At 75.5% G+C, this 13,110-nt stretch carries 11 protein-coding genes and 1 pseudogene; 4 read left to right on the top strand and 8 right to left on the bottom strand.

The window, feature by feature from the left end:
* Positions 1-109: 109 nt before the first annotated feature.
* From ACFWXO_RS21105 to ACFWXO_RS21095, 3 genes are all read right to left on the bottom strand, one after another.
* Positions 110-820 carry a hypothetical protein gene (locus tag ACFWXO_RS21105; RefSeq protein ID WP_380525339.1) on the bottom strand — a complete coding sequence of 237 codons (711 nt, stop codon included), beginning with the start codon at positions 818-820 and terminating at the stop codon, positions 110-112.
* The gene (locus ACFWXO_RS21100) at positions 820-1,434 is read right to left on the bottom strand and encodes a SigE family RNA polymerase sigma factor (protein ID WP_380525337.1); all 615 of its coding nucleotides are present in this window, start codon (positions 1,432-1,434) and stop codon (positions 820-822) included. The genes ACFWXO_RS21105 and ACFWXO_RS21100 overlap by 1 nt, the downstream gene beginning before the upstream one ends.
* A gap of 138 nt (positions 1,435-1,572) precedes the next feature.
* Positions 1,573-1,743 carry a hypothetical protein gene (locus tag ACFWXO_RS21095; RefSeq protein ID WP_380525336.1) on the bottom strand — a complete coding sequence of 57 codons (171 nt, stop codon included), beginning with the start codon at positions 1,741-1,743 and terminating at the stop codon, positions 1,573-1,575.
* Positions 1,744-1,964: 221 nt separating this feature from the next.
* Between ACFWXO_RS21095 and ACFWXO_RS21090 the strand changes: the two genes are divergently transcribed.
* Positions 1,965-3,185: a sensor histidine kinase gene (locus ACFWXO_RS21090; protein WP_380525335.1), complete on the top strand. Its 1,221-nt coding sequence runs from the start codon at positions 1,965-1,967 to the stop codon at positions 3,183-3,185.
* A gap of 11 nt (positions 3,186-3,196) precedes the next feature.
* Positions 3,197-3,874 (top strand): response regulator, encoded by a 678-nt coding sequence (locus ACFWXO_RS21085; RefSeq protein ID WP_375896939.1) that lies wholly within the window; start codon positions 3,197-3,199, stop codon positions 3,872-3,874.
* A gap of 38 nt (positions 3,875-3,912) precedes the next feature.
* On the opposite strand, the gene ACFWXO_RS21080 is transcribed toward ACFWXO_RS21085, so the two are convergent.
* The 5 genes from ACFWXO_RS21080 to ACFWXO_RS21060 form a co-directional block, all read right to left on the bottom strand.
* Positions 3,913-4,755, bottom strand: coding sequence for a siderophore-interacting protein (locus tag ACFWXO_RS21080; protein WP_380525334.1), 843 nt, complete (start codon positions 4,753-4,755; stop codon positions 3,913-3,915).
* Positions 4,756-4,861: 106 nt separating this feature from the next.
* A complete protein-coding gene (locus tag ACFWXO_RS21075; protein WP_380525333.1) occupies positions 4,862-5,677 on the bottom strand; it encodes a hypothetical protein in 816 nt (271 codons plus the stop codon).
* A gap of 104 nt (positions 5,678-5,781) precedes the next feature.
* A complete protein-coding gene (locus tag ACFWXO_RS21070) occupies positions 5,782-6,873 on the bottom strand; it encodes a VWA domain-containing protein (RefSeq protein WP_380525332.1) in 1,092 nt (363 codons plus the stop codon).
* Positions 6,874-7,043: 170 nt separating this feature from the next.
* Entirely contained in the window at positions 7,044-7,607 is a 564-nt protein-coding gene (locus tag ACFWXO_RS21065) for a hypothetical protein (protein ID WP_375896950.1), read from the bottom strand.
* Between the two features lie 155 nt (positions 7,608-7,762).
* The gene (locus tag ACFWXO_RS21060) at positions 7,763-8,605 is read right to left on the bottom strand and encodes an SAM-dependent methyltransferase (protein ID WP_380525331.1); all 843 of its coding nucleotides are present in this window, start codon (positions 8,603-8,605) and stop codon (positions 7,763-7,765) included.
* Between the two features lie 282 nt (positions 8,606-8,887).
* Between ACFWXO_RS21060 and ACFWXO_RS21055 the strand changes: the two genes are divergently transcribed.
* Together ACFWXO_RS21055 and ACFWXO_RS21050 are read left to right on the top strand one after the other, a co-directional pair.
* Positions 8,888-10,927, top strand: coding sequence for an NHL repeat-containing protein (locus ACFWXO_RS21055; RefSeq protein WP_380525330.1), 2,040 nt, complete (start codon positions 8,888-8,890; stop codon positions 10,925-10,927).
* A 148-nt stretch (positions 10,928-11,075) separates the two neighbouring features.
* Positions 11,076-13,110, top strand: a pseudogene (locus ACFWXO_RS21050) (MMPL family transporter); the annotation flags it as partial.

Below are 13,110 nucleotides of genomic sequence, written 5' to 3'. Positions count from 1 at the left end.
CCGGCCACGCTCGCCCCCTCGGCGCAGCGCGCGCTGGCGCGCGGCGCGCGGCGGCGGGGGGGGGCGCGGGGCGGCCGGGCGCCCCCCCCCCCCCCCCCCGCCGCCGGGGCTACAGGGTCTTGCTCGCCAGCAGGTTCCCCTGGGCGTCGTACGCGGCGAGCCTGATGCCGGTGAGGGGCTGGGGCTGGCCCTTCTCGGAGCCGGTGGGCTTGAGGGCGGACGCCCAGGCGTAGCCGCTGGCGTAGCCCGGGGTGCCGGGGAGCGAGGCGACGGTGGCCCAGTGGGCCTGGCCGTCGAGTTCGACGGTCATCCGGGCGACCTGTCCGGGGCCGTGGTAGACGACGTTGTACAGGCCCTCCTGGTTCTGGGCGGGGTTGCGGTAGTACTGCATGGTGAGCTCGGTGGTGGCGCTCGCCGCCCAGGAGTAGCCGCCGCAGCCCGGGCCGCTGCCGTGGACGGAGGCGTCGTGGATGCAGATCTCCCGGTCCTTCAACGACATCCACCAGCCGGGGCGGTCCAGCGGCAGTTGCTGGCCGGGCTCGGCGACGACGGCCTCGGGGGCCGGTCCCGCCGGGAGCAGCGGGGCCTGCGCGGCCGGGGCCGCGGCCGGGGCGAGGGCCCTGCCGCCGTCCCGGGCGGACAGCACCGCGCCGGTGCCGACCGCCACCGCGAGCGCGGCCGCCACGGCCGACGCGCCCACCACCATCCGCCGCCGCTGGCGGCGGGCGTGGATCCGTACGGGCTCGGCGGACCAGTGGGCCACCGTGAGCCGGGACGCCTCGTCGTGCAGGGCGCCGCGCACCATGTCCTCGGTGTCCATCAGCTGTTGTCTCCGTTCGTGCCGTCGGTCGTCGTAGCGCCGGCGCCCGCGTAGGGGGCCAGCGCCGGATGGGTGCGCAGTTTCGCCAGGCCGCGGCTGGCCTGGCTCTTCACGTTGCCCAGTGAGCAGCCGAGGATCTCGGCGACCTGCTGCTCGCTCATGTCCTCCCAGTAGCGCAGGACGACCACGGCCCGCTGGCGCTGGGGCAGTTGGGCCAGTGCCTGGAGCAGCACCGAGCGCTCCTCGACGTCGCGGTGGTCGGCGCCCGGGGTGTGCGCCCGCTCGGGGAGGACGGGTACGAGCAGCTGCCTGACCCTGCGGCGCCGGTGGCGGCTCAGGTTGTTGTTCACCAGGGCCCGGTGGACGTAGGCGTCCGGTTCCTGGAGGCGGCTGATCCGGGGCCAGTTCCGGAAGGCCTTCGCGAACGTCGCCTGTACGACGTCCTCGGCCTCGTGGTAGTCGCCGGTGAGCAGGTAGGCGGTGCGCACCAGCCGTGGCCAGCGCGAGGCGGCGTACCCCTCGAAGTCGAGCTCCCGCAGGCCGGGGCCGCCCGCGGCGGGCGGGGCGGGCCGGGGCCGGTCCTCCACCGGGGCGGGCAGTATCCTCGCGGTCATCCAGTTCCTCTTCACGTTCCGCGCGACGGCCCGACCGGGCCATCGCTCTGCCCTACTCACCGCCGCGACGGCGCAAGGGTTGCACGCCGGAACCGAATCCTCCGACCGGGGCCCACGCGACCGGCCACCCGGCTGCCGCTACCTGCGCCCCCGCCCCCGCTCGCCGTTCCTGAGGTCCGCCCGGCGCAGGCGGTTGCGGCCGTAGGCCCAGAGCACGGGGACGGTCACGGCGACGGCCACGACGGTGTCGGCCAGCAGCAGGGCGGGGACGCGCCACAGGGGGCGCAGGGCGCGGGAGAGGCGGTGCACGGTTCGGGGTCCTTTCCGGCGGGCCGGACGGGCGTCCGGCTTCCGTGGAAGCGGTGGAGGCGGTGGAAGTGGTGCAAGTGGTGCAAGTGGTGGAAGTGGTGGAAGTGATCGTCACCGGGCGGGCGGGGTGCGCGGAACGGCCGATCGGCCGAGGCCGGGGGCGGTGCCTCGGCCGAACGGTGGAGGTCCGGGGCGCCCGGGGCCGCGTACCGTGAACGACCATGATCACCTTCCCGGCGCGCGCCGAGTTCGCCTCCTGGGCCGCCGAGCGGCGCGGCCCGGCCATCGGGGTCGCCGCCGCGACCGCGGCCGCCGTCACCGCCGAGGCGTTCGCCACCGGCTTCGCGCCGACGGTCCTCGCGACGGTCGCGGTCGGCCTGCTCTGCCTGCTGGCCCTGCTCTCGCCGCCCCGCCTCCTGGTGCGCACCGGGTGGGCCGCGGTGACCGCCTCGATCGCCCTGTCCCTCGTCACGGGCCAGCTGCGGCACCGCCCCGAGGTCACCTTCGGCCTGACGGAGATGGGCGTCCTGCTGCTGCTCGTCACCCGGGCCGTGCGCTACCAGCCGCCCCGGCACCTGTTCCCGCTCGCCAGCGCCGCCTGGCTGGCCACCCCGCTGCTCGTCCTGCGGCTGCCCGGCTCCGAGTGGGTGCACGTGGGCCGGTACGTCGTGCCGGCCCTGCTGCTCGCCGCCCCGGTGGCGGTCGTGCTCGGCCTGTACCTGCGGCTGCTCGACACCACCCGGGGGCGGGAGGAGAACGCCCGGCTGAACGCCCAACGGCTGGAGTACGCCCGCGAGTTGCACGACTTCGTCGGGCACCACGTCACCGCCGTCACCGCCCAGGTCAAGGCGGTGCGCTTCACCACGGCGGCGGGCTGCCCGCCGACACCGCAGGTGCTGGACCGGGCGCTGGCCGACATCGAGGACGCGGCCGCCCAGGCCACCGAGTCGATGCGGGCCATGGTCGCGCTGCTGCGCCGCCCGGACCGCCCCGCCCCGCTCTGCGCCCCCGCCGGCCTGGACGCCCTGCCCGCCCTGGCCGCGTCGCTGCGCGCCGCCGGACCGGCCGTCTCCCTCACCCTCGACCCCCGGCTGACCGCGACGCCCCCGGCGGACCACATCGCCTCCGCCGTCCACCACATCGTCCGCGAGTCGCTGACCAACATCCGCAAGCACGCGGCCCGCGCGGACACCGCCGGCATCGACGTACGGCTGTCCGCCGGCGACCCCGGCGTCCTGACGGTCTGCGTCACCGACGACGCGCCCCGGCCCGCCGCCGAACCGTCACCGGGCCGCGGCCGCGGCGGTTTCGGCATCGCGGGCCTGCGCGAGCGCGTGCACGCGCTGGGCGGGGAGCTGAGCGCGGGGCCCGGGCCGGTCGGCGGCTGGCAGGTCGCCGCCGAGATCCCGCTCGGCCGAAGCGCCCCCCGTCACGCTTCGTGACAGCTGGCAGGATGGGCGGCATGACCATCCGTGTCCTCCTCGCCGACGACCAGGTCACCGTGCGCGCCGCGTACCGGATGATCCTCGACTCCCAGCCGGACATGGAGGTCGTCGCCGAGGCCGGGGACGGCCGCACGGCGGTGGCCGAGGCCCTGCGGCTGCGCCCCGACGTCTGCCTGCTCGACATCCGGATGCCCGGCACCGACGGCCTGGAGGCCACCCGCCTGCTGGCCGGCCCCGACGCCGAGCACCCGCTCAAGGTCGTCATCGCGACCACCTTCGACCTCGACGAGTACGTCCACGGCGCGCTGCGCCACGGCGCCTGCGGCTTCGTCCTCAAGGACTGCTCGCCCGCCCTGCTCATCGAGGCCGTGCGCGCGGCGGCCGCGGGCGACTCGCTGATCTCCCCCTCCGTCGCCTCCCGGCTCCTGCGCGACCTCGCCTCCCGTCCGCCGGCGCGGCCCCGGCGCCGCGGCCCCGACACTCCCCCGCCCCAGGAGCCGCTCACCCCGCGGGAACGGGACGTCGTCGCGATGGTCGCCCGGGGACTGACCAACGACGAGGTCGCCGCCGCCCTCCACGTCACCCTCTCCACCGTCAAGACCCACCTCGGCAACGTCCAGCGCAAACTCGGCGCCCGCAACCGCGTCGAGGTCGCCGCCCGGGCCTGGCAGCACGGCCTGACCTGACCCGGGCGGCGGCGCCGCGGCCGGGGCGCCGGGGCGGGTCAGCCGGTCTGCTCCTGCTCGGCCTCGACCTGGGCGTTCCACTCGCGCTTGGCGGCCCGCCAGGCCTCGTCGCTCTGGCCGAGCCGCCAGTAGCCCGAGACCGACAGCCGCTCGCGCGGGACGCCGCGCTCCACGCGCAGCAGGTACCGCAGGTCCTTCACGAAGCCGGCCTCGCCGTGCACGAACGCGGACACCGTGCCGGCGGGGAACTCCAGGGCGGCGACCGCCTCGACCAGCGCCTCGCCCACCGGGCGCGCGCCGCGGTGCAGCCAGTGGATCGCGGCCCCGGCGGGCGAGAGGACCTTCTGCTCCTCGGCGGCGTCCGCGACCTCGACGAAGGCGTGCACCACGGCGCCGGCCGGCATCCGCTCCAGCGCCGCGGCGATCGCGGGCAGCGCGCTCTCGTCGCCCGCCAGCAGGTGCCAGTCGGCGTCCGCGTCGGGGGCGTAGCCGCCGCCGGGGCCCAGGAAGCGCACCGTCTCACCGGGCTGCGCGCGGGCCGCCCAGGGCCCGGCGAGGCCCTCGTCGCCGTGCACCACGAAGTCGACGGTCAGCTCGTGCAGCGCCTGGTCCCAGGCCCGCACGGTGTACGTCCGGGTGACCGGCCGCTGCTCGGGCGGGAACTCCTCGCGGATCCGCGCGAGGTCGAAGGGCTCGGGGTAGTCCACGCCCTCGGGGGCGAAGAGCACCTTGATGTAGTGGTCGGTGAACTCGGTGGCGTCGAAGTCCGCCAGCCCCGCGCCGCCGAGGACCAGGCGCACCATGTGCGGGGTGATCCGCTCGGTGCGCAGCACCCGTGCCTCACGGGCGCGCGGTGTCCGGCGGGTCGGTTGCTCTGCCATGGTGCCCCCTGGGCCGTGTGGTCGTCGCGCTGCCTGGTTAGGCTTGCCTAAGTTAGCACTTCTGAGGCGGCGTCCGGTCCGGGGTGGGGCGGGGCTGTCGTGGGGCTCAGCGCGGCGGGTCGATCCTCTCGACCGGGCCGAAGTCGCGGAAGGTGCCGCGGGTGCGGATCTGGACGCCGCCGAGGTCGGTCTTCCGGTCGAAGCGGACGGTGCGGCCCTGGGCGTCGATCCACTGGTCGAGCCGGAAGCCCTCCACGCCCTTGCTCTTGAGGATCTTGTACTGCTCGGCCTCCAGGGGCTTCACCTGCTCCACGCCGACCGTGCCGGCGAGGTGGAAGCAGGGCGTGCCCTCGCAGTCCTCCATGCCCGTGCGGGCGGACGGGCCGAGGGCCAGCAGCGCCTTGGCGTAGCCGTGGTAGTCGGCGACCCGGTCGCCGCGCGGTGAGGTGCGCCAGCTGCTGCCGCTGCGGATGTAGGTGGTGCCGTCGCCGGTGACGACGACGTTCGGGGTGTCGCTGCCGCCGGCCACGTCGCCGCCGGCGGCGCTCATGGACTCGGTGAGCCGGCCGGAGCGGACCGGGCCGTTGAGGTTCACCCGGGCCTTGGTGCGCGAGTTGAGCGGGCCGGCCTCGGTGGTGAAGTCCTGGGTGGCCGCGTACGGGGTCGCCTCCGCGAGCGCGAGCGCCTTCTCCGGGTCGATCGCCCCGCCCGCCGTCGTGGCCACGGCGGTGGCGGTGGTCGCGGCGGCGGTGGGCGTCGGAGCGGCCGTGGGCGTGGGCGTCGGGGTGGCCGTCGGCGCGGCCCCGGCGGTGGTGGCCGGCGCGGTCGGCGAGGCGGTCGGCGCCTTGTCGTCGTCGCAGCCCACCAGGGCGGCGAGGGAGACCGTGGCGGCGGCGACGGCGAGCACGGTGGAGCGGCGCATGGTCAGGAGACCCCCCGGTCGGACGAAGTGACGGGGCATCCTGACACAGCGGCTGCTCCGCGGGCGAACCGATTCCCGCCGCCGTCGCCGCCCGGGGCCGGTGGTCAGCGCAGGACGAGGAGCTTGGTGCCCGGGACGAGCTTGCGGTTGACGGAGGTGGACTGGACGAAGACGGTGTAGGAGGGGTTCTCGCCGGGCTTGACGACGGCCTCCGCGGCGGGCAGGCCGAGGAGTCGGCGGGCGGCCGGGCCGGAGAAGACGCGGCCGGTCATCCGGCCGGTGGCCGGGTCCTTCTCGGCGACGGCGAGCTGCTTGTTGCCCTGGATCTTCTCGCGCTTGGAGAGCTCGTAGAAGGCGCAGCCGGTCGTGTAGGAGTGGCCGGAGCTGGTGACGAAGTCGCGGATGGGGGACGCCTCGTCGACGGGTATGAGGATGTACTTGCCGGTGTCCAGGGCGTCGAGGTTGGCCGTGACCTGGGTGGTGTCGAGGTCCTGGCCCATGGCGAAGAGGTTCTTGGTGCCGCGCACGCCCTGCTCGCGCCCGCGCAGGAAGCTGGTGGCGGCGGACTTGACGGTGCCGATGGCCTCCTCGACGCCCTTGCTGGAGTCGGCGTCCCAGATGGCGATGTTGCCGGCCGGGAAGCCGTACTCCTGGGCGGTGCGCTTGGCGAGGGAGTTGGGGACCAGGATGGCGGAGGTCCAGTGGTCGGGGAGGCCGTCCATGGCGCCCTGGATGCGGTCGAGCCAGGAGCGCAGGACGGCGGCGCCCTGGCCGCCGTTCATCCGGGTGTGCATCTGGCCGCTCTGGGAGCAGCCGGAGGCGTTCTCCTCACCGTCGGTGACGACGACCTGGAGGAAGGAGTGCTCGCCGTAGCCCTCCCAGATGTTCTTGAGGTCGTCGACGGACTTGACGGCGGCCTCGATCAGGGCGGTGGCGCCGTTGTCGACCTGGTAGAGGCCGCGCAGGGAGGGCAGGTGCTTGACGTCCATGTCCCAGACCAGGTTCTGCACCTCGTGGTCGAAGGCGTAGAGGCTGATCCGGGTCTCGTGGCCGAGGCGGTCGGACTCCTCCTGGAGGCCCTTGACGAACTCGTCGACGACGCGGACGAGTTGGGCCTGGTGCTGGCGCATCGAGCCGGACTTGTCGACCACGAGGGAGACGTGGTTGACCTTGTGCTTGATCCTGTTCGCGGACATGGCTATCCCCTTTTCCGGCGCGCTTGCGAGGCTTTTCCGGAGTCTCTCGCGGGGTTCACCCGCGGCGCCTTTCGGCGTTCCCTCCAGCGTTGTGACCACTCTAGGGGCGGGCACTGACATCGCGTCGGGCGCCGGCGGGCGGGGTCGCGGGCGCCGTCGGCCGGGGGGGGTCAGGCCTCGTCGGCCTCGTCCTGCTCCTCGTCGTCGGCGCGGGAGAGGGCGTCGGTGATCAGGCGGGTGGCGAAGTCGCGGTCGTCGCCGCAGATGCGGTTGACGTACTCGGCGAGCAGGGTGGCGGTGGCTTCCAGGGGGTTCATCTCGGCGTCGGTCCAGGGGCCGTACTGGGCGCGCCACAGGTTGGGGCTCAGGTCGCCGGCGGCGGCGACGAGCAGGCCGGCCATGGTGGGGACGACCTCGGGGCGGAAGGTGCGGGGCATCATGCGCATGGTGGCCAGGAGGCTGGGCAGCACGTACTCGATGACGTCCTTGCCCTGGTCCTCGCAGGCCTTCCGCAGCCAGTTCATGTACAGGTAGATGAGGGTGCAGGCGCCCTCCAGCAGGGCGGCGAAGCCGTCCGGGCCCAGCGAGGCGGCGAGGTGGTCGACCATCTCGCGGTGTGCGGGGTCGGCGCCGGTGCGGCCGTCGTAGAGGGCCTTGAGCCGGGAGTCGATGACCATGAGCGCCGCGCTCACGTCGCCGGCGGGGGCGTACTGGGGGTCGCAGGGCGAGGTCACGGGACTCCTCCGGGGCGGGTGCCGACGGCCGCGGCGGGGCGGCCGCTCCCAGCAGAGCGGACCGGGGCCGGGCCGGGGGCGGGAACCGGCCCGGCGTCACCCGGACGGGAGGAGGAGGCCGGGGTGTTGACGGGTCGGCGGGCCCCGGCGCCCGGTCAGGGCTTGAGGGCGACGCCGGCGTAGAAGGAGACCTGGGCGTCGGTGACGCCGGCCGGCAGCAGGTCGGCCTCGTCGGTGCCGTCGGGATGCCAGCGGTGGGCGGGGACGATGCCCGGGTCGAGCAGGTCCAGGCCCGCGAAGAGGGTGGCGAACTCGGCGCGGGGGCGCAGCCGCAGGGAGGTGCCGGCCTGGTTGTAGATCTCCTGGACCTTGGAGGCGCCGGGCGGGTCGAGTTCGGCGGTGGCGTGGGAGAGGACCAGGGCGGAGCCGGACGGCAGGGGGTCCAGGAGGTGCTCGACGATGGCGTGGGCGTCGTCGAGGTCCGGGACGAAGTGGAGCAGGGCGATCATCGACAGGACGACCGGCCGGTCCAGGTCGAGGGTCCGGGCGACCTGGGGGGTGGCCAGGATGGCGGCGGGGTCGCGGACGTCGCCGTGGACGTAGGCGGTGCGGCCCTGGGGGGTGCTGGTCATCAGGGCGCGGGAGTGGGCCAGCACGACGGGGTCGTTGTCGGCGTAGACGACCCGGGCGGCGGGTTCGACGGCCTGGGCGACCTCGTGGAGGTTGGGCGAGGTGGGGATGCCGGTGCCGATGTCCAGCCACTGGCGCAGGCCGCGCCGGGCCAGGGCGCGGGTGGCGCGGTGCATGAAGGTGCGGTTGGCCCGCACGGCGGTGCGCATGGTGGGGAAGACGGTCAGGACGCGTTCGGCGGCTTCGCGGTCGACGGCGAAGTTGTCCTTGCCGCCGAGGAAGTAGTCGTACATCCGGGCGCTGTGCGGGATGTCCTGACGTATCTGCGGCGCCGCCGGCTGCTCGGGGTCGGGCTCGGTCGCGGTCATCCAGGATCCCCCCATGCTCATTCGTGTCCCTTCTTGATCACACCGGGCCGGGGCAGTCTAGCCAACTCGCCGGTGTCGCGCGGGAAGTCGGCGGGGGCGGGTGGGGCTCGGCCGTCCCGGGCATTTTCCGCCGCGTCCGGCGGCCGGTCGCGTACGGGCGGCCCGGGATGTGGCAGGTAGGAGGGCGGCGGCCCCGCCGAGTGCCCCGGCGCGGGCGGGTCCGGCCCCTTCCCCTCTGCTGTCAGCTCCTGCTGTCACCTCCTGCGATCGAACGGAGTCCCCATGCGTCGACACCGCGGCGTCCTGCTGACCGCCGCCCTCCTGGCCCAGCTGGCCGCCGGGCCCGCGCACGCCGCGCCGGCCGGCGGAGGGGAGGAGGCCGGGCAGTGCGGGGTGGTGCGCAGCGGTGACGCGCCGCTGGGCGGGGCGCGGGTGACGCTGTACCAGGCCGGGGAGGGCGGGGGCGGGCGGCCGCGGGTGCTGGCCCGGGGGCGCAGTGACGGGCAGGGGCGGTTCAGCCTGGACTACCGGCGGCCGCGGGACGCGCGGGCGGTGCTGTACGTGCTGGCCGACCTGCCGGGCCGCGGGGGCGGGGGCGGGGACGGGCGCGGTACGGACCGGGGCGGTACGGACGGCCGGGAGGCGCCGGAGGGGGCGGGCGGCGGGCCGGTGACGCTGGCCGCGGTGCTCAGCGGTGCCGGGGCGCCGCCCGAACTGGTCGTCAACGAGCGGACCACCGTGGCCGTGGCCTACGCGCTGGCCCGTTTCACCGGCCCGGACGGCGTCGCGGGCTCCTCCCCCGGGCTGCCGAACGCCGCCGCCCTCGCGCACAACCTGGCCGACACCGGCACCGGCGGCATCGCCCCGCTGCTGGCCGCGCCGCCCAACGGCGCGCTGACCTCGACCATGGCCGAGGTCAACTCCCTGGCCAACCTGCTGGCCTCGTGCGTCACCGGCGACTCCTGCGGGCGGCTGCTGGAGCTGGCCCGGCCGCCGGGCGGCGAGCGGCCGCGCAACACGCTGCTGGCCGCCGTGAACATCGCCCACGACCCGGGCCGCAACGCCGCCGAGCTGTTCGCGCTGGCCGCCACCACCGAGCGCTACCGGCCCGCGCTGGGCGCCGCGCCGGACGCCTGGACGGTGGCGCTGCGCTACGCGGGCAACGGGCACGAGCTCGACGGCCCCGGCAACATCGCCTTCGACGCGGACGGCAACGCCTGGGTCAGCAACAACTACCGCTATGGCCCGGACCCGACGGTGCCGGTCTGCGGCAGCGACACGGTGCTCAAGTTCACCCCCACCGGGCAGGACGCCCCCGGCGCCCCCTACCGCGGCGGCGGCCTGTACGGGGCCGGCTTCGGCATCACCGTGGACGCCAGGGGCAGCGCCTGGGTCGCCAACTTCGGTTTCCAGGGCCATGGTTGCCCACTCGATCCGACGCCGTTGGAGCGCAGCCTCTCCCAGTTCGCCCCGGACGGCACCCCGTTGTCGCCGCCCGCGGGCTGGCGCGGGGCGGGCATCGTCCAGCCGCAGGGCATGGCCGCCGACCGGGCCGGCACGGTGTGGGTCGCCAACTGCGGTTCGGACAGCGTGGCGCGGATCCCGGACGGCGACGGGGCCGCGGCCCGGGAGATCCCCACGCCCGGCCTGCACAAGCCCTTCGGCGCGGCGGTGGACCCGGCCGGGCGGCTGTGGGTGAGCGGCAACGGCAGCGACAGCGTCCAGGTGGTGGGCCCCGACGGCGCGCTGGAGCGGACCGTCGCCGGAGGGGGCCTGCGCCGGCCGCTGGCAGTGGCCACCGACAGCCGGGGCAACGCCTGGGTGAGCAACAGCGGCATCCTGCCGGTGCCCTGCGGGGACAGCACCCCCGGCGATCTGGCGGACGCGCTCGGCGGCGAGGACGGCCCGCGCCCGGGCGCCTCGGTGACCCTGATCGGGGCGGACGGGACACCGGCGCCCGCGCCCTTCGCCAACGGCGGGCTGTTCCTGCCCTGGGGGGTGGCCGTGGACGGGGACGACACCGTGTGGGTGGCCAACTTCGGCGGCCACCGCGTCGCCCGGCTGTGCGGGGTCAACCTGGCGGCCTGCCCGCCCGGGGTGCGCACCGGTGAGCCGATCTCGCCGCCCGGCACCGGATACACGAGCGACGGGCTGGAGCGCAACACCGGCGTGCAGATCGACCCCTCGGGCAACGTCTGGCTGGCCAACAACTGGCGCACCGTACCGGTGCAGGCCAACCCGGGCGGGCACGAGCTGGTGGTGCTGGTCGGGGCGGCGGCGCCGGTGGGCACGCCGCTGCTCGGCGGGGGCGGGCGACCCTGACCCGACGGTGGGCGGCGGCGGGGAGGCGGCCGTCGGGGAGGCGGCCGTCGGGGCGACTACCCGCCGGTACCGGAGGGCCGCGGCGGCCCGCGGGGAACACTGCGCCGGTTCGGCGCACCAGCGCGCAGGAGACCCCGGGAGCCCGTCCATGCCGCCGTCCGCCCGCCGTGTCCCCCCGGCCGCCGCGACGCCGCCGCCCGCCAGGCGCGCGGCGCTGCGGCGCCTGGGCGAGTGGTGCGCGCGCCACTCCGTACTCGTCCTCGTGCTGTGGATCGTCGCCCTGGCCGGCGTCCAGGCCGCCAACCGGACGGTCGGCGGCAGTTACTCCGACGACTTCTCCCTGCCCGGCACCCAGGCCCAGCAGGGCCGGGACGTGCTGCAGGCGCACGAGCCGGCCGCCGCGGGCACCAGCTCCCAGGTGGTGCTGCACGACGCCCAGCAGCTGACGGGCTTCCAGCCGCAGATCGCCCAGACCGTCACGGCGCTCCAGCAGCTGCCGCACGTGATCAGCGCGCAGAGCCCGCTGCCGCCGGCCGGGCAGAGCGCCCCGCCGGGCGGGCCGCTGGCCCCCGACGGGCTGACCGGGTACATCACCGTCCGCTTCGACACCACCCCGGCGCTGCTGGGCCACGACTACCTGGGCGGGGTGGACGCGGCGGTGGCGCCGCTGCGCCAGGCCGGGGTGCAGGTGGAGTACGGCGGGCCGCTGGGCGAGCTGGCCCGGCCGGCGGCGGACGACCGCTCCAGCGAGGTGATCGGCTTCGCGGTGGCGGTGGTGGTGCTGCTGGTGGGGTTCGGCAGCGCGATCGCGGCCGGGCTGCCGCTGCTGACGGCGCTGATCGCGGCCGTGGTCGGGCTGGGCGCGCTGGGGCTGGTCGCGGCGCTGTCCACCTTCGCGACCGTGGCGCCGACCCTGGCCACGATGATCGGCATCGGGGTCGGCATCGACTACGCGCTGTTCCTGCTGACCCGGCACCGGCAGAACCTGATGGACGGGGTGGACCCGGTCGCCTCCGCCGGGCAGGCGGTGGCCACCAGCGGACGGGCGGTGCTGGTCTCCGGCTGCACGGTGATCATCGCGCTGTCCGGGCTGTCGGTGTCGGGCATCTCCTTCATCGCCAAGCTCGGGGCCGCGGCCGCCGTCACGGTGGTGTCGGCGGTGCTCGGCGCGCTGACCCTGCTGCCGGCGCTGATGGGGCTGATCGGGCGCCGGATGGACCGCTTCGCCGTGCGCCGTCCGATCGCCGAGGCCGGGGGCGGCGGCGAGGGCGGCGGGAGCTGGCACCGCTACGCCCGGCGGGTGGAGGCGAACCCGTGGCGCTACCTGGTCGCCGGGGTGGTCGCGCTCGGGGTGCTGTCGATCCCGCTGTTCTCCATCCAGCTGGGCCACATCGGCGACGGCGCCGACCCGACCTCCTTCACCGACCGGCGCGCCTACGACCTGGTCTCCCAGGCCTTCGGCCCGGGGGCGAACGCGCCGCTGACCGTGGTGGTCGACCAGAGCGCCGTGGCGGACGGGTCGCGGGCCGGCGTGCAGGGCGCCGTGCAGCAGGCCCTCACCGGCCTGCCCGGCGCGGCGAGCACCACCCCGCTGCAGACCAGCCCGGACGGCGCCGTGCTGTTCGCCACCGTCGTCCCGGCCGGCGCCCCGCAGGACCGGGCCACCACCGACCTGGTCAACCACCTGTCGGACACCGTGCTGCCCGACGCGGTGGCGGGCAGCGGCGCCAGGACGTACGTGACCGGCAACACCGCGGCCCAGGTCGACTTCCTGGACATCGTCTCCGGCCGGCTGGTCCTGATCATCGCGGTGGTGGTCGCGCTGGCCTTCCTGATCATCCTGGCGGTCTTCCGCGGCCTGCTGGTCGCCGTCAAGGCCGCGGTGCTCAACCTGCTGTCGATCGCCGCCTCGTACGGGGTGGTGGTGGCGGTGTTCCAGTGGGGCTGGGGCGGGCCGGCGCTCGGGGTCGCGGGGAAGGTCCCGATCGAGAGCTACGTGCCGATGATGATGTTCGCGATCGTCTTCGGGCTGAGCATGGACTACGAGATCTTCCTGCTCTCGCGGGTCCACGAGTCCTGGGGGGGGGACGCGGGGCCCCCCCCAGCCCCCGGGGTGCGCGAGGCGGTAGACAGACTCCTCGTGAACAGGAACGCCGTAGCGCTGTGTGTCTAGGGTGGGGCGG

Source organism: Kitasatospora sp. NPDC059088 (assembly GCF_042738155.1).
Classification (GTDB): Bacteria; Actinomycetota; Actinomycetes; order Streptomycetales; family Streptomycetaceae; genus Kitasatospora.
Note: the sequence above shows the minus strand (reverse complement) of the source record. Positions and strands in the feature narration are given on the sequence as shown.